This window comes from Micromonospora sp. CNZ303, assembly GCF_004345505.1.
Genome location: NZ_SLVT01000024.1, coordinates 18643 through 41635, shown reverse-complemented (window position 1 = coordinate 41635; position 22993 = coordinate 18643). Strand labels below are relative to the sequence as shown.

Sequence of the window (22993 nt, the reverse complement as noted above, 5' to 3'; positions counted from 1 at the left end):
AAGGCTAGGGCGGAGCAGGGCGGCGCCGTGACGGTCGATCGACCCACGCTCCGCGTCGGGTCCGCTACAGCTCTTCCAGCCGGACCAGACCGTCCTGAATGGCCCGGGCGACCAGCGCCGCCTTGGTGGAGGCCGGGCGACCGACGTTCGCATACCGGATGCGGACCCGGTCGATGTAGCTGCTCACCGTCCGCACGGACAGGCCGAGTTTGCGGGCCACCAGCTCCTTGGACTCGCAGGCGAACCAGCTGACCAGCACGTCGGTTTCCCTCGGCGTGAGTCGCGGCCGGTCGGGCCGGCTGTCCGTGCTGATGGCGCGGGCCATCGACGGGGACGTGTAGGGCAGGTTCTGACCGGCCGCGCGGATCGCATGGACCAGGTGACCGGGGCCCTCGGTCTTGGCGAGGCAGGTGAACGCGCCGAGGTCGAGGCAGGTGAGAATGGTGTCGCGGTCCTCCCGCATGGTGTAGACGATCACTCGACGGCCGGCGTCGACGAGCCGTCGCAGGTCGGGGTACGCCGGGACCTGCCCCTTGAGTAGCAGGTCGAACACGATGACGTCGGCGGAGAGGCCCGGATCCGTCCACGCCACTGCCGGTGTTCCGCCGCAGTCGATGACCTGGACCGGCGGTTCGGCCGCGGCGCACCACGCCTCGATCCCGGAAATGATCGCCGGGTGGTCGTCGATCACCACCACCGTGTTCAGCCCTTCGGTTGCCATGTGGCCTCCACCCACACTTTCGACCCGTCCACGAGTCGGGTGACGGTCACCCCGCTGTCGACGGCGACACCGTGTCCTGGATCGCTGCCGGAGCGCTCGCTGGCGTCGGCGCCGGCGAGGAGACTCACCGTGACACCGGTCGTCGACCTGAGCACCGTGACCCGTACGTCGGAAGTGGCGTTCGCCATGATCCGCAACGCGGGCTCGGTCAACGCGCGACGTACCGCCAGCGGTGGTGTCGGCCACTCCCCGCACGTCCCGAGGTAGACGGCGACGCCGTTGCGTTCCGCCAGTTCAAGACAGGCGCGCAGCTCGTGTAACAGCGGATCGGCCGCCTCGTCATGTTCGGCGAACAGACGGCGTAACTGTGCCGCCGCTACGGCGTAGGCGCTGCGGGCCCGCTCGTCGCCCAGGTTCACCGAACCGGTCGTCAGGTCGGCCAGCAGCGGTATGGACGTGGTGGCGAGGTCCGCGTATCTCAGCCGGCGGTCGGCATGCAGGTGCTCCGCGATGACCTCGGCAGTCCGCGCCCGCTCCGCGTCGGCGGTGGCGGCTGACGAGGTGGCCACGAGGTCGCGCAGCGCCATGGCGCCGGCCAGGACTGGCAGTTCGCAACCGAACATGATCACGGTGACGACCACCAGGTCGGCGGTCTCGTGCCGCTGCCCGACCAGCGCCAACTGCGCGAAGCTCGCGACCGTGTACACGCCGAGGAAGACGGCCGCACCCACGACGCTGCGGTCCACCAGCAGCAGGATCCCGAACCAGCCGATGACGCCGTAGGACCATTCCTCTTCCGACATGAGTTCGGCGGCTGGAATTCCGGTGGTCGCCAGCGCCGCCGCCGCGATCACCGCCGCCACCAGTACCCAGCGCGGCCGGCCGAGCGGCTCGTTCCGCAGGATTCGCACCCCGGCCACGACGGCGACCACAGTGAGGATCGTGAAGGCGAGCACCTGCCGGGCCGGGCTGCTGTAGGTCTCCCAGCCCGTGACCAGCAACGGCAGGGCGAGACCGAACAACGTGGTGACCGTGATCGCCAGCGTGGCCAGGCATAGGCCGCGCAGCAGCTTCCCCGCCATGAGGTGGGAAACCGGCTCAGCCATCCGGGACCTCCAGGGAGATCCGGGTGCCGGCGCCAGGACGAGACGCTACGATCGCTCGTCCGCCGACCCGTGCCATGCGTTGCGCTATGGACTGCGACACCCCGCGCCGGTGTGGCGGTACCCGCTCCGGCGCGAAGCCCTTGCCCTGGTCGGAGATCTCTACCAGGATCCGGTCCCCGGCCCGCCCCACCACCAGTACGGCGGTGTCGACGCCGGCATGGCGTGCCACGTTCGTCAGCGCCTCCCGAGCCGCCGCGCTGATCGCCGTGGCGCGGATCGCCGGCATCGGCACGGCCGCCGGCGAGCGCACCTCCACCGCGACCGGGGCGTGCCGCGCCACCTGGTCCAGCAGCCGTACCAGGTCTGTGTCGCCGTCGGGAAAGTGCGGCTGCGCGGCTAGGATCTCCAGGTCGCGGGCGGCCTGCTCGGCCAGCCACGGCTCGGTGCCGTCGACCATGCGGGTGCCGACCGCGAGCAGGGTGGCTGCCGCGGTGTCGTGCAGTACCGCCAGGTGCTCCCGTTCGTCGGCACGTCGGGCTGCCGCGACCGTGGCATCGCGCCGGGCCCGTTCGCTCGCCGCGACGGTCCGGTCAGCCTGCTGGGCTCCGGCCCGCACGAGCAGGAACAGCACCCTGGACAGGCCGGCCTCCGCGAAGGTCCACAGGCCGAGCGAAACGGTGCCCGACCAGGTTTCGGGCAGGGCAAGGGCGTTGCCGGCCAGATGCGCCACCACGACCGCAATGGTCAGCAGTACGCCGCCGGCCGCGGTCGTGAGCCACTGGTGTGCGATGACCGTGACCGTCACTACGGCGAGGACCCAGTTCGTGCTGTCGACCGCCGCGTCCGGCGGCACGGTCCAGCGCTGGACCAGGCACAGCAGCATGATCACCAGCGTGTCCAGGGGCAGTAGCCACCCGCGGGAGCTGAAGCGGACGTACACCACGCTCCAGGCGGCGAGCCCGGTGGCCACGCCCACGACCAGCGCGCGCCGGTCGGGGGCCGCCTGGAACAACGCGGCGCCGCTCACACAGCTCAGCGCCGTGGTGCGCATGACGACTGCGTATCGCCGGCCCAACCGGCGCAGCTCGCGTTCGGTGGCTGCAGGCCGCAGTGGTAACGGACCCAGTCGCCACGCGCTCATGACGGCATCCCGTCCTTCAGTCGCATCGGGATCACCCCAGGGCGGATCGGGAGCGCCGTGCGTGCCCCGGGCCGACGACTACCTGCTCGAACGTTTACCCGGCGCCAGCGTAGTTCTTACATCGAGCTCTGTCTCTGCCCAGTCGTATTGGAGTCAGACGGCACCGGGGGCGGTGGGACCCGGCGGCGTCTCCGTCGCACCCCGGCGACCACCACTGCCACCGCCACCGTCGTCGTGGCGACGGTCCACAGCAGCGGGTCCGCCCGCAGATGTTCGGGCAACTGCTGGGCCAGCACGAAGGCGCCCATCGCCGCCACGAACCAGCCGAACGCGCGGCGCAGCACGTCCTCGCGGACGCGTCCGGCCAGCCGGCCGCCGGCCAGGCTGCCGAGCACGGCCGCGGCGGTGACGGCGGTGGCCAGGCCCGGGTCGATGTCGACGGTGGACAGGTAGCCGGCCAGCCCGGCGAACGACTTCATCGTGATGACCACGAGCGAGGTGCCGACCGCGACCGGCATCGGCAGGCCGCCCAACAGCGCGAGGGCCGGCACCACCAGGAACCCGCCGCCCGCGCCGACCAGCCCGGTGACCAGTCCGACCACGACGCCGTCGAGGAGCACCCGCGCCACGGGCAGCTCACGCCGCTGCCGCCCGGGGCCGTCGTGCCGGCCCCGCAGCATCGCCGTCGCGGTGGCGAGCATCATGACGGCGAATCCGGCGAGCAGGACGGCGGGCGGGACGAACGCGGCGAGGCGTCCGCCGCCGTACGCGCCGGCCATGCCCGCGGCCCCGAAGAGCAGGCCGGTGCGCCACCGGACCCGGCCGGCCCGGGCGTGCGGCAGCGCGCCGACGGCGCTTGTCACCCCGACGACGAGCAGCGAGGTGGCGATCGCCTCGCGGGCCGGCAGGTCGGCCACGTAGACCAGCAGCGGTACGGCGAGGATGGACCCGCCGCCGCCGAGCAGGCCGAGGGTCACCCCGATGAGAACGGCCAGCGCGACGGTCAGCGCGAGGCTGCCGGTCACGGCAGGGGCCGGGGCGTCGGGTGGTCTCCGAGCCGACCGACGAGGGTCTGCACGTCGCAGCTCGCGCCGCGGTTGTAGGGGAGCCTGCCGAGCAGCATGCCCATCGCGCAGGTGTCGGTGACGGCGGCGAAGGTGAGGCCGGCGCCGATGAGGCCGGCGACCCACTTCAGGCCGGGTACGAACACCGAACCGAGGACGCTGAGCAGGACGATCGAGCCGGCGACGAGGCGGACCTGCCGCTCCAGCTCCCAGCGGGGGGTGCCCCGCCGGACCGGTCCCCGGGCGGCCTGCCACGCGGTCATCCCGCCGTCGAGGATCCTGAGGTCGGGCAGCCCGACGTCAGCGAGGGCCTGCCCGGCCCGGGTGGCGCGGGCCCCGGAGCGGCAGATGAGCACCACCGTCTCGTCGAGGTGCCGCCGCAGCTCCTCGCGGTGCTCCCTGAGCACGTCGAGCGGCACGTTGTGGGCGCCGGGGACGTGGGCCGTCTCGAACTCCGCGGGGGTGCGCACGTCCAGCAGGCGCGGAGCGCGGCCGGATTCGATCAGCTCGCGCAGCGTGGCGGCGTCGAGGGTGGGCAGGGCGCTCGGTGAAGTGGTCATCTCTCCTCGTTCAGTGCTCGATCGCCCGTGGAAGGGCAGGGTGAGTCGGCCCGGCGCCGATCGGCGGCGGGCGCGCGTCGCCGTGCGGACGACCGGTGGCGTACGCAGAGGGCGGGGCCGGCGGTGCGGGGTCGGTCAGGCGTCGCCGGGGCTCATGGCGACCCCGGTGGCTTCGGCCCGGCCGAACTTGTCGTCGATCACGACGACCTCGCGGCCCGCGTTGGCCAGCAGGGACGCGGCGACCGTGGCCCGGTACCCGGAGCCGCAGTGCACCCAGACGGTGCCGGCGGGCACCTCGGCGAGCCGCCCGGGCAGGTCGGGCAGGGGGATGTGCACGGCGCCCTCGACGTGACCGGCGGTCCACTCGTTGGTCATCCGGACGTCGAGCACCACGTCCGGGGCGGGCAGCCCCGCCGGGGTGTCGCCGGCCCGGGCGGCGGCCAGCGCGGGAAAGTCGGCCATCCGCAGCTCGCGGAGCTGTTCCGGCCCGGTGGACCACCGGTCGGGGTCGCCGGTGGCCTGGGCGGCCGGCCGGTCGATGCCGACGCGGACCAGTTCGCGCTGGGCGTCGGCGACCTGCTCCTCGGTCTCCGCCAGCAGGGTGAGCGGTGCGCCCCAGTCGATGAGCCAGCCGAGCCAGGTCGACATCGGGCCGTCCAGTCCGAGGGCGACCGTGCCCGCCAGGTGCGACGTGGCGTACGCCTTGCGGTGGCGCAGGTCGACGACCCACTGGCCGGCGGCGATCCGCTCCCGCAGCTCGGCGGCGTCGGCCCGGGCGACCGGGGTGAGGTCCACCGGCGTCGGGCCGGCGAGGTTCGCCACCCCCATGTGGGCGTAGTACGCCGGGTAGGCGTCGAGCCCGGCGAGGGTCTCGGTGACGAACTCGTCGGCGGCGAGCCGCAGCACGGGGTTCGCCCGCTTCTCCCGGCCGATCGTCGACTCGGGCGCGTCGGCCTGGCTGGCGGAGCAGAAGCTGCCGAAGCCGTGGGTGGGCCACACCTCGGCGCCGTCGGGCAGCAGGTCGGCCAGGCGTCGGGCCGAGGCGTACTGGTGGTGGGCGAGTTCGTGGGCGTGTTCCCCGCCGAGCAGGTCGGTGCGCCCGGTGGTGCCGAAGAGCAGCGAGCCGCCGGTGAAGACGCCGACCGGGCGCCAGCCGGAGTCGTCGGCCTCGTCGAGCACGTACGACAGGTGGTGGAACGTGTGTCCCGGCGTGGCGAGCACCCGCAGCCGCAGCGCGCCGGAGACGGACACGGTGTCGCCGTCGGCGACCGGCGCCCGGTCGAAGTCGACCTCGTCGTCCGCGGCGACGAGGTAGCGGGCGCCGGTCAGCCGGGCCAGCTCCAGGCCGCCCGAGACGTAGTCGTTGTGGATGTGGGTCTCCACCACGTGGGTGACGCGTACGCCCTTCTCGCCCGCGAGGTACAGGATCCGGTCGATGTCGCGCTGCGGGTCGACCACGATCGCCACCGTGCCGTCGGAGGCCAGGTAGCTGCGGTCGCCGAGCGAGGACGTCGCGATGACGGACACCTCAACTGCCATTGCCGTGCTCCTTGTGGGATCAGATACCCCGGGGGGTATGCGGCGGGCACACGTCGGGGTGTTGACGTGTGCACTCTGTTTACCCGCACACGTCGCTGTCACGCAACGTGTGCGGTGCGTTTCTTTTCGTAGTGGTCAGGCGAGGGCGAGGAAGAGCTTCTCCAGCTCCTCCTCGGTCATCTCCGGGGAGTCGCCCCGCTCGCGGGCGGCGGTGCAGTGCCGCATGCCGGAGGCGATGATCTTGAAGCCGGCCCGGTCGATCGCCTTCGACACCGCCGCGAGCTGGGTCAGCGCCTCGCGGCAGTCCTGGCCGGTCTCCATCATCTCGATGACCGCGTTGAGCTGGCCCCGAGCCCGCTTCAGGCGGGTCAGGGCCTCGCTCGTCATCTCGGGTCGCAGCTTCACCGTGCGCCTCCTCGCTCTCTCCCGGTATACCCCCAGGGGTACCCGTACGTGCCCATGCTATCCCCTCAGGCAAGAGGCGTCCGCGTCCGCGCGGTGATCCTGGTCGCTCCGGCGAGGTCCGGCACCCGGGAATCCGGCACCGCCGCCACGCAGGGTCCTCGGGGCATCGACGCAACGCTTATCCTGTGCCCCGACCGCCCATCGGAGGGGACGCGATGCCGTCGCGGCAGGACCAGCTGCACTCGTACCAGTTCACCGTCCAGCGGGCCGTCGCCGCCCTGGTGATGCGGGAAACCGACCCGGCGCAGTCGCCGTTCCGGCGGCTCGCCGGCGCCGGCCTGGCCAGCGTGCTGGTCGCGGCCATCGGCCTGGGCGGCTTCGCCCTCTACGGCCTCTTCACCGGGGGCGGCAGCACGTGGCGTGACCCGGGCGCGGTGATCGTGGAGAAGGAGTCCGGGGCCCGGTTCGTCTACCGGGAGGAGAAGCTGCACCCGGTACTCAACTACGCCTCGGCCCTGCTGATCATCGGTGCCGAGCGGCCGAAGACGGTGCTCGTCTCCCGTCGCGCCATCGACGGGGTGCCGCGCGGGCTGCCGCTGGGCATCGCCGACGCCCCCGACTCGCTGCCCGCCAGGGGCCGGCTCTCCACCGCGCCGTGGACGGTCTGCTCCGCCGCCGAGGCCGACCGGACGACGCCCCGCTCGGCGCTGCTGATCGGCGTGACCGCCGGGGGCGGCCGGGCCCTCGGCGAGGACGCGCTGCTGCTGCGCCACCCCGACGGCGGGCTGCACCTCGTCTGGCACCAGCGCCGCTACCTGGTGCGCGACACCAACCGGGTGCTGGCCGCCCTGGCGGCCACCCGGGCCCGGGCGGTCCCGGCGGCCCCGGCCCTGCTCAACAGCCTGCCCGCCGGAGCCGACCTCGCCCCGCTCGCCCTGCCGGCCCAGGGGGAGCGCTCCGCGCGGGTGTCCGGGGCGCGGATCGGCGACGTCTACCTGGTGCGCAACTCCGGCGGTGGCCGGCAGTACGCCGTCGCGCTGCGGGACGGCCTGGCCGGCATCACCGAGTTGCAGGCCGGCCTGCTGCTGGCCCGCACCGGCCAGGGCGAGCCGGAGCCGATCACGCTCGGGCGGTTCGCGGCGCTGCCCAAGCTGCCCGACCTGGCCCCGACGGGGCCCACGGCGCCGCCGACCGCGCCGCCCCGGCTGGCCGCCTCCGACGGGGCGGGGCTCTGCGCCCGGGTGGGCGACGACGGCGGCGTCACGGAGGTCCGGCTCGGTGTACGGCTGCCCGACCTCGCCGCCGCGCCGCGCACCGTCCCGGCGGCCGGGGGTGGGGTACGCGCCGATCACGTCGTGGTGGAGCCGGGCCGTGGCGCGGTGGTCGAGGCGGTCGCGGCGCCCGGTGCGACCGGCGGCGCGGTCTCCGTGGTCACCGACCTGGGCCGACGCTACGTCCTCGCCGGCGGCGAGGTGCTCGGCACGCTCGGCTACCGCGACGTGCGGCCGGTGCGGCTGCCGGCCAGCCTGGTCGCCCTGGTGCCCGCCGGCGCCACGCTCGACCCGGCCGCCGCGCGGGTCGTCGCCGCCCCCGCCTGAGCGCGCCCCCCGGCTGGGCGCGCCGCCGGCTGGGCCGTTGTCGGTGCCGCGCCGCGACCTCGGGTGGCCTCGGCGAGGGTGCACCGGTCGGGCTCGGCCGGGCGGGGCTCAGTCGGCGGGACGGCGCAGCACGGTGACGGCGAAGTCGGCGTCGTCGCGCCACGGGCGCAGGTCCCAGGTGGCGAAGCGGTGCTCCAGCCGCAGGCCGGCGGCCACCGCGTCGGCGTCGAACCCGGTCAGCGGGTAGCCCCGGTCGGTGCCGAAGCCGACCGCCAGCACGCCGTCGGGGCGCAGGTGGGCGGCGACGCGGCGCAGCACCTCCCGCTCGGTGCCGGGGGCGACGAAGGCCAGCACGTTCCCGGCCACGACCGCCGCGTCGAACGGCTCCGGCTCGCCGGCCGCCGCCAGGTCCAGCTCGCTCAGGTCGGCGACCAGCCAGCGCGGGCCCGGGTGGTCGGTGCGGGCGGCCTCCACCAGCGCCGGGTCGGCGTCCACGCCGATCACGGTGTGGCCCCGGGCGGCCAGCGCCGCGCCGACCCGGCCGGTGCCGCAGCCGGCGTCGAGGATCCGGGACCCGGGCGCGACCAGCGCGTCCAGCAGGCGGGCCTCGCCGGCCAGATCGGCCCCCTCGGCGGCCAGCCGACGGAACCGGTCGATGTACCACTGCGAGTGCTCAGGACCGGTCTCGGTCTCCCAACGGGTCGGGTTTGCCATGCCGCCACCGTAGCCCGGTCCCCGGTGCTCCCCGGGGGGTGGGGCGGACGGGGCAATGCCCGCCGGTGTCGTGGGCCGGGGAAGCCGTGGCCGCTCAGGTCGGCGGGACGTCGCCGCCCGGGCCTCCCGCCGACGAGCCGGTAGCGCCGGCCGACGGATCGACGCCTCCCGGCGACTAGCGGTCGGCGCCGGCCGACGGATCGAGGACCCAGTGGTTGGTGCGGAAGAGGCGGCCGGCGAACTCCGTCTGCTCCTCGCCGACGAGGGCGAAGCCGACCGACCGGCAGATCGCGTTCGACGCGGCGTTGGTCGTGGCGGGGAAGGCGTGGATGAGGCCCCACCGGCCGTCCGTCCGGGCCAGGGCGAGCACGGCGCGGACGGCCCTGCCCGCCAGGCCCCTGCCCTGGAACTCCGGCACGACCATCCAGCCGATCTCGGAGACGCCCCCGTGGGAGTACACCGTCACCGTCCCCGCCACCTGCGCCGAGCCGCCGGGGATGATCATCTTGATCCAGGCGCTACCGTCGCGGACGGTCTCGAGGTCACGCCGGAGCTGGGCGGGCACGCGCTCACGCGGCTGCGGGCCGCCCAGCTCCGCCATCACGGCCGGATCGCAGCGCATCCGCACGTACGCGTCGAGGTCGCCCGGCTCCACGTCGCGCAGCCGCATCCCGGCCGCGGGCGGGGCAGCCGTGGGCGCGTCGTCGGGGACCGCGCCGGGGGAGGCATCCACCCGGCACATCCTCGGTCAGCGCCCACCGCGCGGCAACCCCGCCCGCCGCCTCAGCCCTTCTCCGCCCCGCTGGTGAGCCCCTCGGTGAGCAGGCGCTCGCTGGCGAAGAAGAGGATCACGATGGGCAGGGTGAGGATCACCGAGCCGGCCATCAGCACCGTCTTGGGCACCTCGACGCCGTCCGCGAGCTGCGCCAGCCCCAGCGACACCGTCCACCGGTGCGGCTTGTCGACCAGGAACAGCAGGGCGAAGAGGAACTCGTTCCAGGCGATCATGAAGTCGTACAGGGCGACGGCCATGATGGACGGCGCCGCCAGGGGGAGGCTGACCCGGCGGATGATGCCGAGCCGCCCGGCGCCGTCGATGGCGGCCGACTCCTCCAGGCTCACCGGGATCGTCTCGAAGTAGTTGCGCAGCATGTAGACCGAGACCGGCAGGGTCTGCGAGATGTAGACCAGCACCAGGCCGAGCAGCGAGCCGCGCAGCCCGGCCCGGGTGAAGACCACGAAGAGCGGGATGGCGATGACGATCGACGGGAACAGGTAGACCGCCAGGAAGAGGAAGTCGACCTGTCGCCGGCCGAAGAACCGCAGCCGGGCGACCGCGTACGCGCCGGGGATCGCCACGGCCAGCGTCAGCAGCGTCGCCGCGACGGCGACCAGGCCGCTGTTGCGCATGAAGGTCAGGAATCCCTGGCCGCCGTCGTCGACGGCCTTCACCACCTCGGCGTACGTGTCGAAGGTCAGCTCGCCCAGGCCCACGACCAGCGAGCCGGGGTCGAGCAGCAGCCGCTCGATGGGGCGCACCGAGAGCACCAGCATGTAGTAGAAGGGAAAGACGGTGACCAGCAGGAACGCGGCGATCACCAGTCGGCGCAGCCAGCGCAGGCCCACCGTCTCGATCCGGTCCCGGTCCATCAGCCGTTCCTCCGTCCGCCGAAGAAGCGCAGGTACACCACCACGAACACGATGAGCACGACGGCGAGCACGACCGCCTGCGCCGCCGCCGCGCCGATGTCCGTACGCGCGGTCAGGAACTCGTAGACCCGGACGCTGACCACCTCGGTGCCGGCAGCCCCGCCGGTGAGCAGGTAGACGTCGTCGAACTTGTTGAACGTCATGATGAAGCGCAGCACCCCCAGCAGGCCGATCACCGGCAGCAGCTGCGGCAGCAGGATGTGCCGGAACCGCTGGGTGGGCGTGGCCCCGTCGACCCGGGCCGCCTCCTCCAGTTCGCCCGGCACCGCCTGGAGCCGGGCGAGCAGGAACAGGAACGCGAAGGGGAAGTAGCGCCACGCCTCGAAGGCGACGACCGTGGCCAGGGCCGTCGACTCCTGGGACAGGAACGGCACCGGGGTGTCCCAGCCGAGGAACCGCCGTCCCCAGTCGTTGACGACGCCGAGTTGGGGGTCGAGCATCACCTGCCAGACGAACGTGACCGCGACGACCGGCGCCACGTACGGCAGCAGCATCGACGCGCGCACCAGGGTGCGACCCCGGAACGGCCGGCGTACGACCAGCGCCGCCACCAGGCCGAGCACGATCGATCCGGCGGTGCTGGCCACGGCGTAGACCAGCGTGGTCCACAGCGTGTCGGCGAAGCCGGGGGTGTTCAGCACCCGCTCGACGTTGTCCATGGTGAACTCGCCGAACAGCCCGGTACGCCGCAGCGTCGCCAGGCGTACCCGCTGAAAGGCCAGCACGACGGTCCAGACGATGGGGATGCCGATCACGGCGACCACGACGAGCAGGGTCGGGGCGACCAGCGCGAGCCCGGCGCGGGACTCGCGGCGGCGCAGGGTCAGTGGCCGGCGGCGGCGGGCCGGGGCCGGCCGCTCCCGGGCGGGGGAGCGGCCGGTGTCCGGTGGGGCGGCGGTCAATTGACGCCCGCCTTGATCGCCTCCACGTCCTTCTTCGCCCGTCCGGCGGCCGCGGCGGCGTCGGTCTTGCCGGCGACCACGTCGTTCAGGGCCTTGGGCACCGGCAGCTCGCCGAGGATCGCGCCGACGAGCTTGCCCTGGCCCTGGGTGAGCCCCCACCGCTGGAAGGTGTCGGGGCTGCGGCGCAGGCTGGCGAGCACGTCCTCGCCGTAGACCTCGGCGAGCGGCTTGCGGGTGTCGACGCCGGCTTGGCTGGTGTTCCAGGCGGTGAGGAACTTCTCCGGCTCCTGCGGGGTGCCCTTGCGGACGGGGAAGCGCCCCTCGGGGGACATGCCGAACCAGCGCGGGTAGCCGTCGCTGAGCATGTGTTCGACGAAGGACCTCGCCGGGTCGGCGGCGGCGCCGTCGAGCACGGCCCAGGAGCTGATCTCGCCGTACTGGGCGGGTTCGGCGCCGTTCGGGCCCTTGATCGCGGTGACGAAGCCGCTGTTGCGCGCGAGGAACGCCGGGTCGGCCTGGCACTGCGGGCAGGTCGGCCTGGCGTCGTCGCGCAGGCCGGCCAGCTCGTCGAGGATGAACGGCGACCAGACCAGCATGGCCGCCTTGCCGGCGAAGTAGGTGGCCCGGGTGGTGTCGACGTCCTGCGCGCCCCTGACCGAGCTGGTGCGCATCAGGTCGCCGTAGAACCGGAACGCCTCGACGCACTCCGGGGAGTCCAGCTTCACGGCCCCGGAGTCGTCGGTGAGCTGGCAGTTGTTGGCCAGCGCGAGGTGCTCGAAGGTCTGCTGGGTGAACACGTCGCCGGGGGCGGTGGCGGCGGTGACGCCCGCGACGCCGCCAGTGTGGAGCCTCGTCGCGGCGGCGGCGATCCTCTCGTACGTGTCGGGGGCGGGCAGCCCGGCGGCGGCGAACAGGTCCTTGCGGTAGACCAGCAGCTGGCCCCAGCCGTCGCTGGGCACGGCGAGCTGCGTGCCGTCGTCCGCGGTCAGCTCCAGGGCCCGCGGCGAGAACGTCTGCCGGCCGAGCTTCTCGACGACCTCCGCGTTCGCCGAGGAGTGCAGCAGCTCGTTGCCGGCGAGGGTACGCACGCCGGCGAGCGACACCGAACCGACCACGTCGGGCAGTTCGCCGGCGGCGGCGCTGGTGGCGATCAGGGCGGGGAACTGGTCCTCGTTGACGGTGACGAGGTCGACGGCGATCCCGGTGCTGGCGGTGAAGTCCGCGATGATCGCCTTGGTGGCGGTGACCCGGTCGGCCACGTCCTCGAGGCTCCACACGGTGATCTTCCTGCTGTCGCTGTCGGATCCATCGTCGCCGCAGCCCAGCAGGCTGGCCCCGGTGACTGCCATGATCAGGGTGGCGGCGAGTATCCGCATCGGAGGTGCTGACATCGGTGGCACTCCTCTCGAAGGGTATACAAGGGATTCAACCCCTTCGATTGATCAATTACAAGACATATGCCGATTTATTGCCTACGATGGAGCCCAGTGCTACCGGGATGTGACTCATGGTCAACTGGGTTGTCTCACTCGCCGGGCCCCGACGGATCAGCCTCGAGCCCTGCCCCCCGGACCCGCTCGGCCCCGGCCAGGTCCGGATCCGCACCTGCTACTCCGGCATCTCGGCCGGCACGGAACTCACCCTCTACCGGGGCAGCAACCCCCGGCTGAGCAAGGACTGGGACGACGTCAGCCGGATGTTCGTGCCCCGGCAGACCGCCGTGCCGTACCCGCTGGTGGGCTTCGGCTACGAGGAGGTCGGCGAGATCGTCGAGGTCGCGCCCGACGTGGCCGACCGCCGGGCCGGGCAGGTCGTCTGGGGCATCTGGGGGCACCGCGCCGAGGCCGTCGTGCCCGCCGACACGGTGCATCCGCTGCCCGCCGGGCTGGATCCCCTCGCGGCGGTCTTCGCCCGCCCGGGGGCGATCGCCCTCACCGCCGTGCTCGCCGGCGACCTGCACCTGGGCGACTGGGTCGCGGTCTTCGGGCAGGGCGTCATCGGCCTGCTCGCCACCCGGCTCGCCGCCCTCTCCGGCGCGCGCGTGGTCGCCGTCGACCGGGTGCCCGCCCGGCTGGCGCACGCCATCCGGCTCGGCGCCCGGATCTCCGTCGACGCGACCGCCGAGTCGGCCGCGGCCGTGCTGCGCCAAGCCACCGGCGGCCGGGGCGCGGACGTCTGCCTGGAACTGTCCGGGGCGTACCCGGCGCTGCACGAGGCGATCCGCTCCACCGCCCACGCCGGTCGCGTCGTGGCCGCCGGCTTCTACCAGGGACAGGCCGACGGGCTCGGCCTGGGTGAGGAGTTCCACCACAACCGGATCCAGCTGGTGGCGGCCCAGGTCTCCGGGCCGACCCCGGCGCCCGGCACGGCCGGCCGGTGGACCGGGGCCCGCGTCGCACACACCTTCATGGACCTGGTGGCCGAGGGCAGCGTCGACCCGCTGCCGCTCGTGAGCCACGTCGTCGACGCGAGCGCGGTGGCCGACGCGCTGGCGCTGCTCGACCGCGGTGACGCGGACGCCCTCCAAGTGGTGCTGAGGTTCCCATGACGATTCCGCTGGCCTGCCAGGAACAGCTCCTGCCGGGCACCGACCTGATCCAGAAGTACGCGCTCGCCACCGCGCTCGGCTACGACGCGATCGAGCTGCGCGGCTCCGGCGACCTCGGCCTCGCCCGCCGGCTGCCCGAGCTGCGCCGGGCCCGCGCCGCCGGGGTGGTCATGCCCACCGTCTGCGTGGAGATGGACCACTTCATCGGCGACTTCGACCCCGAGCGCTCCCGCGACGCCGTCCGCAACCTGCGCTCCCAGCTCTCCGTGATCGCCGAGCTCGGTGGCGTCGGCGCGATGACCCCGGCCGCGTGGGGGATGTTCTCCCGGCGGCTGCCGCCGTTCGAGCCGCCCCGCCCACCCGCCGCCGACCGGCAGGTGCTCATCGACGCCCTGGGCGAGCTGGGGGAGCACGCCCGCGCCGAGGGGGTCACCCTCTTCCTGGAACCGCTCAACCGGTACGAGGACCACATGGTCAACCGGCTCGCCGACGCGGTCGCCCTCTGCGCGGCCGTCGGGCTGCCCACGGTGCGGGTGGTGGCGGACACCTTCCACATGAACATCGAGGAGGACGACGTGCACCGGGCGCTGCGCGCCGCCGCCCCGTACCTCGGGCACGTGCAGGTCAGTGACTCCAACCGCCACCAGCCCGGCGCCGGGCACCTCGACTGGCCGGCGCTGCTCCGCACCCTGCTGGAGATCGACTACCGGGGCTGGCTGGCGCTGGAGTGCCGGCTGCGCGGCGACCCCGTACGCGCCCTGCACCAGGCCGCCGCCGTGCTGCGGCACGCCCAGCCCCGGCAGGCGGCGGCGTGAGCACCGGGACCGCCGACGGCCCGCCCACCGCCGTCGACGCCGGGGCCCACGACCGGGGGGCCCTGCGCCGCCTCGCCGTCGCCACCCTCGACGCCAACTGGGAACACGACCACACGGTGCCCTCGCGCACCCTCTACCCGCACCAGTGGAGCTGGGACTCGGCGTTCATCGCCATCGGCTGGTCCCACGTCCGCCCCGAGCGCGCCTGGTGCGAGCTGGCCAGCCTGTTCCGCGCCCAGTGGGTCGACGGGCGGGTGCCGCACATCGTGTTCAACCCGGCCCTGCGCGTCGGCACGTACTTCCCGGGGCCGGAGTTCTGGGAGTCGGGGCTCGCCGAGGGCGCCCCGGCGGCCGCCACCTCCGGGCTGATCCAGCCGCCCGTGCACGCGCCCGCCGCCTGGCTCGCGTACCGCCGGTGCCCCTCGGCGCAGGCGCGGGCCGCGCTGCGTCGGCTCTACCCCCGCCTGGTGGCCCAGCAGCGCTACCTCGCCACCCGCCGGGACGTCGGCGGGGGCGGGCTGGCCTGCATCGTCCACCCGTGGGAGTCCGGGCTGGACAACAGCCCCGCCTGGGACGCGCCGATGGCGGCGGTGCCCGCCGACGCGGCCGTCATGCGCGCGTACCGCCGGCACGACACCGCGCACGCCGACGCCGCGCACCGACCCACGGACCTCGACTACGCGCGCTACGTCGCGATCGTGGCGTCCTACCGCGAGCGCCGCTACCGCGACGACGACCTCGCCGGCCGGCACCCGTTCCTGCTGGAGTGCCCGCTGGTCAACGCCGCCATGGGCGCCGCCGAGCACGCCCTCGCCCGGATCGCGCCGCTGGTCGGCGCCGACCCCGGCCGGCACCGGGAGCGCGCCGCGCGGATCACCGAGGCCCTGGTGCGCCGGCTGTACGACCCGACGACGGGCACCTTCCGCCCCCGGGACCTGCGCGCCGACCGCCTCGTGCCGGCCCGGACGGTGCTCGGCCTGGCCCCGCTGGTCCTGCCCGACCTGCCCGCGCGGCAGGTGTCGGCGCTGGTCGCCGAGGCCTGCTCGGCCCGCTTCGGGCTGGCCGCCCGGATGGACCGGCCGCTGCCCAGCCACGACCGCACCGCGCCGGACTTCGAGCCGTTGCGCTACTGGCGCGGGCCGAGCTGGATGAACGTCAACTGGCTGGTGCGCCGGGGGCTGCTGCGCCACGGCCGCCCGGACCTGGCGGCCGGCCTGCGCGACTCGATGATCGAGCTGGTGGCCCGCTCCGGCTGCCACGAGTACTTCCACCCGGACACCGGGGCCGGGCTGGGCTCACCGGCGTTCGGCTGGACGGCCGCGCTGCTGCTCGACGTCCTCGCCGACGACCCGGCCGGCTGATCCCGGCCGGGGGCGTCCCCGGTCCGCCGGCGGGTACGACGTCCGTGGCCGGCCCCGCACCCGGGACCGGCCGGACGGCGGGGTCGTTTGCCGGTGCCGGGCGCGGGTAAGCGTGGGGCCGCTGACGACAGGAGGCTGCCGTGCGGTTCCCCCTCTTCGTCGACGCGGTGTCGCGCCGCGCCGGACTACCCACCGCCCAGGCCGCCACGATCGCCCGCGCCGTGTTGCAGACCATGGTGGAACGGATGAGCGGCGGTGCGGCCGGTCGCCTCCCCGACGAACTCGACGGCTATCTCGCGGAGGCCGGTTCCGGCGACGGCCCGCCCGGCGCGCCCGGTCCGGCGGACTTCGTGCGTCGGGTGGGGGAGCGGGCCGGGACGGACGAGGCCACCGCCCGGGCGGGAACCGGTGCCGTCTTCGCCACCCTGCGGGAGGCGGTCACCGTCGAGGAGTTCCGCGACATGGTGGCCCGGCTGCCCCGGGACTTCGACGGCATGACCCAACCGATCCCCCGACCCGACGACACCTGACCGGCCACCCGCCACCGCCCGCGCACGTCGCGGCGGCCCGCCACGCGGATCCTCGCGGGCGGGCATCGCGCCTTATGCTGCTTCCGACCCGACGGTATAGGCAGATCATGAGGCCCCTCCTGGAGCATGACGGTCGGCCCGATCGCGGTCGGCCCGCCGATGCCTCGGAGGGTGCCGCACCTCGGGTCGCTCCGGCGCGCCGGAGCGACCCACCACCCGTTCCGGCGCCAGCGGCACCGGAGCGGCCCCCCTCGACGAAAGGCGCGCGGTGACCTGGTTCCTCTCCGCCGGCGGCTGGCACCCGGCGCCGGTCCAACTCTTCTGCCTGCCCTACGCGGGCGGAGGCGCGACCGTCTTCCGGCGCTGGCAGGACGAGCTCGGCCCCGACGTCGAGGTGCTGCCGGTGCAGCTGCCCGGCCGCGAGAACCGGATCAGCGAGAACCCGGTGTTCAAGGTCGTCGACGTCGCGCACGCCATCGCCGAGCGGATCCGTGGCCCGTACGCGATCTACGGCCACTCGATGGGCGGCCGGGTCGCCTTCGAGGTCGTCCGCGAGCTGCGCCGCGCCGGGCGTCCGCTGCCGCTGCGGCTCTACGTCGGCGGCGCCCGCGCCCCGCACGTCAGCGCGCCCAGCCACTTCGACGGGCTGTCCCGGGTGGACGACGACGATCTGCTGCGTCGCCTGGCGGCCGGCGGCGGACTGCCGGCGGGGCTGCTGGATTACCCGGAGCTGGTCGAGCTGCTGCTGCCCCTGCTGCGCGCCGACTTCGCCCAGGTGGACGGCTACCGCTACACCCCCGAGGAGCCGCTGCCGATGCCGATCGTGGCGTTCAGCGGGCGCGGCGACGACACCGTCTACCGGGAGCACAGCGCCGGCTGGCGGGAGCACACCTCCGCCGGCTTCACCCTGCACGAGATCGACGGCGGGCACTTCTTCCTCAACGAGCGGCTGCCCGACCTGCTCGCCGTGATCCGGGCGGACCTCACCGCCGCCCGCACCGACGCGGCCACCCGCCACCACGGGTGAGCCGCCCGCCACGGCCGCCGTCCGGGCCGCCATCCCGCTGTCCCGCGGCCGCCCGCGGCGACGGCGGGCGACGACAGGAGCGAGAGCATGAGTGACCGGATCGCCACGCTGCCGATCGTCGTCGAGAACGACGGCCGCGAGCTGACCGAGCTGATCGCCGCCCGCCGCGCGGAGCTACGGGCCGGCCTTGTCGAGCACGGCGGGCTGCTGTTCCGCGGGTTCGACGTCGGCGGCGTCGAGGGCTTCGACCGGGCGGTGCGGGCGCTGTCCGGCGAGCCGCTGGTCTACACCGAGCGTTCGTCGCCCCGGCACGCCATCGCCGGCCGGGTCTACACCTCGACCGACTACCCGCCGGACGAGGAGATCTTCCTGCACAACGAGAACTCGTACCAGGCCCGCTGGCCGTTGACGTTGTTCTTCTACTGCATCACCGCGCCGCAGACGCGGGGCGCCACCCCGCTGGCCGACGTCCGCCGGGTGTACGCCGAGATCGATCCGGCCGTACGCGAGGAGTTCGTCCGCCGCCGCTGGATGCTGGTACGCAACTTCCACGGTGACTTCGGCACCCCGTGGCAGCACGTCTTCGGCACCGACGACCGGGCCGAGGTCGAGGCGTACGCGGCGGCGAACCGGATCGAGCTGGAGTGGCGGGGTGCCGACGGGCTGCGTACCCGCGCGGTGCGGGACGTCGTGCACCACCGGCCGGGCTCGGACACCCCGCGCTGGTTCAACCACGCCACGTTCTTCCACGTGAGCACCCTCGCCAAGGACCTCCAGGAGGGGCTGCTGGCCATGTTCGGCACCGACGGGCTGCCGGCCAACACGTACTACGGCGACGGCGGCGAGATACCCGCCGACGTCATGGACCATCTGCGGGCCGCGTACCGGGCGGCCAGCGTCCGCTTCGACTACCGGCGCGACGACGTGCTGGTCGTGGACAACATGACCGCCGCACACGGCCGGGAGCCGTTCACCGGCCCTCGCAAGATCGCCGTCGCGATGGCCGAGCCGCACGACCCCATGGCGGCCGACGGCAGGTGACGCCTACCGGTCGGCGGCGTCGGTCTCCGGCAGCTCCTCCGGGTTCGCGACCCAGGCGGAGAAGACCGGCAGGCCGTGCCACGGGCCGGTCGTGCCGTCGGCCCGGCTGTCGGTGGCGACCGCGACCACGGCGTACGGGTGGCCGAAGCGCAACTCGGCGACCCGGGCCACCCCCTCCGGCGGAAGGCTCTCGAGCATGGCGAATCCGGTGACGGCGGCCGCCTCGAAGCCGTACCGGCCGTAGCGGGCCATGGCGGCCTGTGCCGCCTCGAACTTCAGCCCCGGGGCGCCCAGCAGTTCGCCGAAGACCTCCGCGACGGCGGGGAAGCCCGACCCGGGGGCGGCCAGCTCGTGCCGGCTCCTGGCCGACCAGCACGGCAGTACGGCCGTGATCCGCTCCTCCCGGCCGTCGGGCGCGTTCGTGCGGGTCGGCTCCTCACGCACGGTCCAGATCGGGCCGTCGCCCAGCGGGACGTCGAACAGGGAACGCCGGTCCGCCGGAAGGCGGTCCGGCGAGGTGGTGGCGACCGCCGCCGCCACCTCGTGGGCGGCGGCGAGGACGTCCCCGGCCGGCACCTCGGGTGCCGCCGCGACCGAGACCACCGACAGCCCGGCCGTGCCCTCGGCGGTCCGCGCCGGCTTGGCGGTGGCGGCGTGGGCGGCCACGGTGCCGGCCCGCACGGTGTCGGTGATCCAGCACTGGTGGCCGTACTCGGGGCTGCGCAGCACCCGGCGCAGCCGGCCGGTCCAGGAACTGCCCGGTCCGAGCGCGCCCGCCGGCGCCACCTCGAACGGGTCCTCCCAGGAGATCCGGGTGGCCAGGGCGCTGGCCAGGACGAGCAGCACCTGCGGCGTCACCGTCAGCGGGAACTTCCTGATCAGGTCGAGGGTGTGGGTCCGGGCCCACGCGTCGAGGGCGTCCTGTTCCGGCACCGGTCCGGTGGCGGTCGACGCGGGCAGGGTCGCCCGCCATCCGTCGAGCCCGGTCGTCTCGATCCCGGGTCGGTGCCAGAACGCGGTCGCCGAGGGCACCAGGGGGTGTGGCGCGGCCACCAAGGCGTGAGCCGCCCGCGCGGCGGTCTCCGCGTCGGTGCCGAGCGCCTCCTCCAGGGCGGTGCGGGTCGGGCCGGTGGCGGCCGGTGCGGCGAGCGCCAGCAGCAACCACGCGCCGAGCGGGGAGGCGACGTGGTGCCCGTCGCCGATCACGGCGTGCAGGCGGTCGGCGTAGCGGGCCAGGGGAGTACGGATGTCGGTGGTCACCGCTTCACTGTGCCCGCTCGGCGGGCCGCCGTCACCACCTGTCGGTCAGCCGCACCAGCCGCGACGGCCGGGCGGGGGTCACGGTCGGGGGCGTCGAGGCCCCCGGGTGGGGCAGCCGCTCGGGGCGACGACCGGGCCGGTACTCGAAGTGCCACCACTCGTTGTCGTACACCCGGTGCAGATGGTGGCGCGCGCCGTACGTCTCCAACCAGCGCGCGCCCTCGGCGGGTCGTACGTCGAGGGCCGTGCCCGCGACGTGCCGCGACTCGTGCGGCGGGAGTACCCGCACCCGGGCCGCCTCCGGGGACCCGGCGCACCGGACCGCCTCGGCGAACAGGCGTGCCTGCTCCTCGGCAGTCCGGTGCCCGGACGTGAGCCCGATCAGCTCACCGTCGCGCCACAGGGCCTGCGCCCGGGCGGCCTCGAAGGCCGTGCGCGTGGCGGGCGTCAGGCCGGTCAGGTCCTCGGCCGGGAAACGCGTCGCCAGCGCCCACTGGCAGGCCACATGCCTCGCCCGGCCGCGCGCGACGACGAACGCCACCGGCAGGAGCACCACCGCGAGAGTCAGCGTGACGACCTCGTACACGCGATCGCGGCGCCGGGCGGACCGGGCCGGGCTCATGATGTTCGCCCGCCGGGCCAGGCGGACGACGACGGACCTGATCCGTGGCCCGGCCGGCGCCCGCCGTCGACCGGGAAGCCGTCGCCTCGTCGATGCCCCTGACCCGTGGCACTCCACGTCATCGACCGGAATCATGGAGTCAGAATTCCGCAACCGTCACGCGCCGGCCTGAGTACGACTACTCAGCGCGCGGTCGCGGAGCCGCCGGCGAAGCCGGCTCCCGCCGTGCCGTCGGGACCGTGCGCCAGTTCCTGCCCGGCCGGGCGCTCACGCCGCACGGACCGATCGCAGCCCCGACGCGGCTTGCACCGGGTGCGAACGCCCCTAACCGTGCCGCCCCGCTGGTTTTGTCACCGGACTGTCATGAGACCGCAGGGTCACCTCCAACATCGACGCCGAGAGTGATCGCCGGTCGTCGCCGACGTCCGTGGCGGCCGAGCCCCGGCGGACCCGTACGCCCGCCGGAACGACGCCGGCGCCGGCAGCGACAACTTTCCGAGTTCCCGGGCCCCGGACGGGGCGCGGGACAACCCGACATGCGGGCCGACCGGCGCGCGCGGAGCCGGGAACGCGGCCCGCGGACCGGACAGCCCACGGAGGTCCACAGACCATGACCGTGTCCGCGACAGGTCCGGCAACCGACGACAACACCCCGCCGGGCGACGCACCACCTGAGCCTGGCCGTCCCGCGCAGGGCATCGACCGGACGGTGCTGGGCGTCGCCGCCGCGGTGACCGTTCTCTTCGTCGTGTGGGGCATCGTCGCCACCGACAACCTCGCCTCGGTCACCGACACCGCGCTCGACTGGGTGGTCCGGTCGTTCGGCTGGGTCTTCGTGCTGGCCAGCACCGGCTTCGTGGTGCTGTCGGTCTGGCTGGCGCTCAGCCGGTACGGCCGGATCAAGCTCGGCCGCGACGACGACGAGCCCGAGTTCTCCACCGTCTCCTGGGTCGCGATGATGTTCAGCGCCGGCATGGGCATCGGCCTGATGTTCTGGGGCGCCGCCGAGCCGCTGTCGCACCTGGCGACCCCGCCGCGTGGCCTCAACGAACCGAACTCCCCGCAGGCCGCGCGGGTGGCCATGGAGTACTCCTTCTTCCACTGGGCGCTGCACCCGTGGGCGATCTACGCCGTGGTGGGCCTCGCGCTGGCCTACTTCACCTTCCGCAAGGGTCGGCGCGGCCTGATCAGCAGCGCCTTCTTCCCGCTCATCGGGGAGCGTGCCAACCGGGGACCCGGCCGGGCCATCGACATCTTCGCGATCTTCGCGACGCTGTTCGGGTCGGCCGTCTCCCTCGGGCTGGGCGCCCTGCAGATCAACAGCGGCCTGACGAACCTCTGGGACGTGCCGAAGTCCACCCCACTGGCGATCGGCATCATCGCGGTGCTCACCGTGGCGTTCGTGGTCTCCGCCGTCACGGGCGTCAAGCGGGGCATCCAGTTCCTGTCGAACACCAACATGGTGCTCGCGGTGGCGCTGATGTTCTTCCTGCTCGTGGTGGGCCCGACGGTCTTCGTCCTCAACACGCTCACCGCGTCGACCGGCGGTTACCTCTACGACCTCATCCCGATGAGCTTCCGCACCGGCGCCTTCGGCGGCGAGCAGTGGATGGCGGGCTGGACCATCTTCTACTGGGCGTGGTGGATCTCCTGGACCCCGTTCGTCGGCGCCTTCATCGCCCGCATCTCCAAGGGCCGCACCATCCGTCAGTTCGTCCTCGGTGTGGTGGCCATCCCGAGCCTCGTCAGCTTCGTCTGGTTCTCGGTGTTCGGCGGTACCGCCATCAACCTGCAACTCAACGGCACCGACCTGTCGGCCGCGGTGAAGGAGAGCCCGGAGGCGGCGCTCTTCGCGGTCCTGCGGGAGTTCCCGTTCTTTACCGTCACCGCGATCCTGGTGATGGTGCTGGTGGCGCTCTTCTTCGTCAGTGGCGCCGACGCCGCCTCGGTGGTGATGGGCACGCTCTCCTCGCGCGGCAGCCTGGAGCCGAAGGCCTGGCTCGTCTCCATGTGGGGCGTCCTGACCGGCCTGGTGGCCGCGGTGCTGCTGTTGGCCGGCGGACTGTCCGCCCTGCAGTCGCTGACCATCCTCGCGGCGCTGCCGTTCCTGTTCGTCATGGTCGGCATGGTCGTCGGCCTGCTCCGCGAGCTGCGGCGCGAGCCGGACAGCGCCACGATGGCCCCGGAACTGCGGGCCCTCGTGTCCGCCGGCACGTCACCGGCCGCCACGAGGCCCGAGTCCTCCTGACCCCGGCGCGTGCGGGCCGTTCCTTCCAACCGGGGACGGCCCGCGCGGCCCGTGGGCTCCGGCCCGTGGACGTACCATCGT

The 22993-nt window shown here is 74.0% G+C and carries 22 protein-coding genes; 8 read left to right on the top strand and 14 right to left on the bottom strand.

Going from position 1 to position 22993, the window contains the following annotated elements; all coding sequences use genetic code 11:
* Positions 1-64: 64 nt before the first annotated feature.
* The 7 genes from EV374_RS28555 to EV374_RS28525 form a co-directional block, all read right to left on the bottom strand.
* Complete coding sequence (locus EV374_RS28555; RefSeq protein WP_207914635.1) at positions 65-721, bottom strand: response regulator transcription factor; 657 nt, start codon at positions 719-721, stop codon at positions 65-67.
* Entirely contained in the window at positions 703-1827 is a 1125-nt protein-coding gene (locus EV374_RS28550) for a hypothetical protein (RefSeq protein WP_132240252.1), read from the bottom strand. Before EV374_RS28550 ends, EV374_RS28555 begins: the two co-directional genes overlap by 19 nt.
* Positions 1820-2968 carry an ATP-binding protein gene (locus tag EV374_RS28545; RefSeq protein WP_132240251.1) on the bottom strand — a complete coding sequence of 383 codons (1149 nt, stop codon included), beginning with the start codon at positions 2966-2968 and terminating at the stop codon, positions 1820-1822. The genes EV374_RS28550 and EV374_RS28545 overlap by 8 nt, the downstream gene beginning before the upstream one ends.
* 116 nt (positions 2969-3084) lie before the next feature.
* The gene (locus tag EV374_RS28540; protein WP_132240250.1) at positions 3085-3993 is read right to left on the bottom strand and encodes a sulfite exporter TauE/SafE family protein; all 909 of its coding nucleotides are present in this window, start codon (positions 3991-3993) and stop codon (positions 3085-3087) included.
* Complete coding sequence (locus EV374_RS28535; protein WP_132240249.1) at positions 3990-4592, bottom strand: rhodanese-like domain-containing protein; 603 nt, start codon at positions 4590-4592, stop codon at positions 3990-3992. Before EV374_RS28535 ends, EV374_RS28540 begins: the two co-directional genes overlap by 4 nt.
* Before the next feature lie 135 nt (positions 4593-4727).
* Complete coding sequence (locus EV374_RS28530; protein ID WP_132240248.1) at positions 4728-6131, bottom strand: MBL fold metallo-hydrolase; 1404 nt, start codon at positions 6129-6131, stop codon at positions 4728-4730.
* 135 nt (positions 6132-6266) lie between these two features.
* Positions 6267-6536 (bottom strand): metal-sensitive transcriptional regulator, encoded by a 270-nt coding sequence (locus EV374_RS28525; protein ID WP_089000744.1) that lies wholly within the window; start codon positions 6534-6536, stop codon positions 6267-6269.
* 215 nt (positions 6537-6751) lie between these two features.
* Here EV374_RS28525 and eccB point away from each other — a divergent pair, with 215 nt between their 5' ends.
* Positions 6752-8134 carry a type VII secretion protein EccB gene (gene eccB / locus EV374_RS28520; RefSeq protein WP_132240247.1) on the top strand — a complete coding sequence of 461 codons (1383 nt, stop codon included), beginning with the start codon at positions 6752-6754 and terminating at the stop codon, positions 8132-8134.
* 108 nt (positions 8135-8242) lie between these two features.
* On the opposite strand, the gene EV374_RS28515 is transcribed toward eccB, so the two are convergent.
* The 5 genes from EV374_RS28515 to EV374_RS28495 all read right to left on the bottom strand — a co-directional run bounded on the left by EV374_RS28515 (position 8243) and on the right by EV374_RS28495 (position 12851).
* The gene (locus EV374_RS28515) at positions 8243-8848 is read right to left on the bottom strand and encodes a class I SAM-dependent methyltransferase (RefSeq protein ID WP_132240246.1); all 606 of its coding nucleotides are present in this window, start codon (positions 8846-8848) and stop codon (positions 8243-8245) included.
* 175 nt (positions 8849-9023) lie between these two features.
* Entirely contained in the window at positions 9024-9581 is a 558-nt protein-coding gene (locus tag EV374_RS28510) for a GNAT family N-acetyltransferase (protein ID WP_207914633.1), read from the bottom strand.
* A gap of 50 nt (positions 9582-9631) precedes the next feature.
* The gene (locus EV374_RS28505; protein ID WP_132240245.1) at positions 9632-10498 is read right to left on the bottom strand and encodes a carbohydrate ABC transporter permease; all 867 of its coding nucleotides are present in this window, start codon (positions 10496-10498) and stop codon (positions 9632-9634) included.
* Entirely contained in the window at positions 10498-11460 is a 963-nt protein-coding gene (locus EV374_RS28500; RefSeq protein WP_132240244.1) for a carbohydrate ABC transporter permease, read from the bottom strand. The genes EV374_RS28505 and EV374_RS28500 overlap by 1 nt, the downstream gene beginning before the upstream one ends.
* Positions 11457-12851: an extracellular solute-binding protein gene (locus tag EV374_RS28495; RefSeq protein WP_132240243.1), complete on the bottom strand. Its 1395-nt coding sequence runs from the start codon at positions 12849-12851 to the stop codon at positions 11457-11459. Before EV374_RS28495 ends, EV374_RS28500 begins: the two co-directional genes overlap by 4 nt.
* Positions 12852-12967: 116 nt before the next feature.
* Between EV374_RS28495 and EV374_RS28490 the strand changes: the two genes are divergently transcribed.
* The 6 genes from EV374_RS28490 to EV374_RS28465 all read left to right on the top strand — a co-directional run bounded on the left by EV374_RS28490 (position 12968) and on the right by EV374_RS28465 (position 18782).
* Positions 12968-14008, top strand: coding sequence for a zinc-binding dehydrogenase (locus EV374_RS28490; RefSeq protein WP_132240242.1), 1041 nt, complete (start codon positions 12968-12970; stop codon positions 14006-14008).
* Positions 14005-14823, top strand: a complete 819-nt coding sequence (locus EV374_RS28485) for a sugar phosphate isomerase/epimerase family protein (protein WP_132240241.1) — start codon at positions 14005-14007, stop codon at positions 14821-14823. Before EV374_RS28490 ends, EV374_RS28485 begins: the two co-directional genes overlap by 4 nt.
* Positions 14820-16184 carry a trehalase domain-containing protein gene (locus tag EV374_RS28480; RefSeq protein ID WP_486486015.1) on the top strand — a complete coding sequence of 455 codons (1365 nt, stop codon included), beginning with the start codon at positions 14820-14822 and terminating at the stop codon, positions 16182-16184. Before EV374_RS28485 ends, EV374_RS28480 begins: the two co-directional genes overlap by 4 nt.
* 140 nt (positions 16185-16324) lie before the next feature.
* Positions 16325-16714 (top strand): DUF2267 domain-containing protein, encoded by a 390-nt coding sequence (locus EV374_RS28475; RefSeq protein ID WP_132240240.1) that lies wholly within the window; start codon positions 16325-16327, stop codon positions 16712-16714.
* A 268-nt stretch (positions 16715-16982) separates the two neighbouring features.
* Positions 16983-17741 (top strand): alpha/beta fold hydrolase, encoded by a 759-nt coding sequence (locus tag EV374_RS28470; protein ID WP_132240239.1) that lies wholly within the window; start codon positions 16983-16985, stop codon positions 17739-17741.
* An 87-nt stretch (positions 17742-17828) separates the two neighbouring features.
* Complete coding sequence (locus EV374_RS28465; protein ID WP_132240238.1) at positions 17829-18782, top strand: TauD/TfdA family dioxygenase; 954 nt, start codon at positions 17829-17831, stop codon at positions 18780-18782.
* A gap of 3 nt (positions 18783-18785) precedes the next feature.
* On the opposite strand, the gene EV374_RS28460 is transcribed toward EV374_RS28465, so the two are convergent.
* Positions 18786-20042 carry a hypothetical protein gene (locus EV374_RS28460; protein WP_132240237.1) on the bottom strand — a complete coding sequence of 419 codons (1257 nt, stop codon included), beginning with the start codon at positions 20040-20042 and terminating at the stop codon, positions 18786-18788.
* A 31-nt stretch (positions 20043-20073) separates the two neighbouring features.
* Positions 20074-20664: a D-alanyl-D-alanine carboxypeptidase family protein gene (locus tag EV374_RS28455; RefSeq protein ID WP_132240236.1), complete on the bottom strand. Its 591-nt coding sequence runs from the start codon at positions 20662-20664 to the stop codon at positions 20074-20076.
* 610 nt (positions 20665-21274) lie between these two features.
* Between EV374_RS28455 and EV374_RS28450 the strand changes: the two genes are divergently transcribed.
* Positions 21275-22912, top strand: coding sequence for a BCCT family transporter (locus EV374_RS28450; RefSeq protein WP_132240235.1), 1638 nt, complete (start codon positions 21275-21277; stop codon positions 22910-22912).
* Positions 22913-22993 lie beyond the last annotated feature (81 nt).